Source organism: Phaeovulum molybdatiresistens (genome assembly GCF_023544865.1).
GTDB lineage: Bacteria > Pseudomonadota > Alphaproteobacteria > Rhodobacterales > Rhodobacteraceae > Pontitalea.
Genome location: NZ_JAMJFX010000067.1, coordinates 1 through 1,842 on the forward strand (window position 1 = coordinate 1; position 1,842 = coordinate 1,842).

At 59.7% G+C, this 1,842-nt stretch carries 1 protein-coding gene and 1 pseudogene; both read right to left on the minus strand.

Translation table 11 applies throughout. The features are described from left to right. Positions 1-317: pseudogene (locus MXB90_RS17635) on the minus strand (hypothetical protein); the annotation flags it as partial. Between the two features lie 345 nt (positions 318-662). Continuing rightward, positions 663-1,670, minus strand: coding sequence for a nucleotidyltransferase family protein (locus tag MXB90_RS17640; RefSeq protein WP_250046716.1), 1,008 nt, complete (start codon positions 1,668-1,670; stop codon positions 663-665). Positions 1,671-1,842: the final 172 nt, after the last annotated feature.

Here is a 1,842-nt window from a genome sequence, read left to right on the forward strand (position 1 = left end):
AACAACGACCGCCCGAACATGGGCATCGGCGGCATCACACCCGCCCAGAAACTGAAGATGGTCGCGTGAATTCTACGCATGCACCCCGCTAGAAATGGGGGGATTACCAAGTCAGCGGCGATGCAAATGAGGCGCGGGGCAGTCCAGTCGATGGTGTTCGCGGCCTCCGTCCCCAACGTCTTCATCACCAGAACCTCGAAATCGCCCCGATGGTCCATCAGCCAGTCGAGGTAGAACAGGCCCTGGTTGATGACGTTCTCGCTCGACGTGCGCTTGTATTCGATGATGACCGGCGATCCGTTCTCGTCTATCGTCATACATGAACCTCTGTTTGCTCCGTCTCCAGTTGTCGAGCCTCGACGCCACACGGATTTGGGCTGCGTTTCAGAGCGTTCGGTTCGGGAGATCTGAAAAACACGGATTTCATGTATCATCTAGGTTAAGTTCTCCATAACACTCTGTCGGATAAAGGTTTTTTGAGGTGACATCGACGCTGAAACGTAACATCAACTGTCATTTCAGTCAGCGAATGCACCGAAGATGTTACCTTTTCGGCCGCAAATGTTACCTTTTTGAGTGAATTATAACCTGAGTGAACTACTCAGGTTACATCCACCCCCCCCCCACTCACGCCGCCAGTGCTTTGCTGAAACCACACAAGGTCAGACGAGCTTTCCGGCGATATCCGGCATGATCCGCAAACTCGCTTCGATCCGCTCGCGCCATTTCGGACCGCGTGACAGCGCATCGTGGTAGGCCTCCAGCAGGTCTTCGGGACGATCCTCCAAGAGCACCTCGATCAGAAAACGCGCCTGACGGCGGTCCTTCTCCGCCTTGATCCGGTCACGGGCGCTGCGCCGGTCTGCAACGATCAGCTTGTGGATAGCGAAGCGTTCGGGGCGCGGAATTTGCACCAGAACGCCCGAGCGATAGATCACCGCGGCCGGGATCGGGTCTGCGATCAGATAGTTCAAGTGGTGTAAGGCCTGCGCCGAAACCCCGAGCGCGGCCAGCGGTCGCACCCCCTCTTCCCCGAAGGCCGGTGTCAGGAACTCGACCAGAGCCGCCCCCTTGCTCTGACGCCAGCGCCACGCCGGGGCGTTGTCCAGCGCGGGCACCGGATCAAAGGCGAAGTCGGACAACACCTGCTCGACCGGAGGCTCAGCCCGGTCATCCAGCGCGAGCGACAGACGTTCGAAGCTCGCGATGTCGACATCGCCGGTCTGCGCCAGATCGTCGAAGCGATAGCGCAGACCCAGCTCTCCTTCGTAAAGCCGGAAGGCGTGGGTGCCGACGACCGTGCCCCCCAAGCGGAACACCCCTGCCTTCGCCATCGCCGCAAGCAGGCTGCCGGTGGCGGCGTCCATACCCATGAACCGCTCAGCACGCAGGATTCGCACGAGGCGCGCCCGTTCACTCGCCCGCGCTTCGGCCTCCGCTCTCAGCGCCTGATGGCGATCGAGCCGCGCCAGCAGCGCATCGGTCTCTTCTCCGATGTAGGTTTTGCGCACATCTGTCCCGACTCGGTAGGTGTCATACCAATAGGCCCGCCCACCTCGTTCGACCCGTGTCGGTGTGCCGCGCAGGTCGGACACCTTGTCATCAAGGAGCAGGCGCAGCAGGTCGTGGTAGGCGGCATGTGCGGTCGGAGAGTGGCGATCAAGAGTCATGTTCAACGCTATCTTCTTTCGTTGAACATGGAGACGTGTTCAACAAAGATCAAGTGTGTTGAACAGGATATTGCAGTCGCGTTCATCGGCACTCACGGCCGAGGCTGTGTGGAAACTGCTCCCTGTGGTAAACTTCCGTAGGTCGGGCGGAGGCGGGCATGGCGGGTTTCAT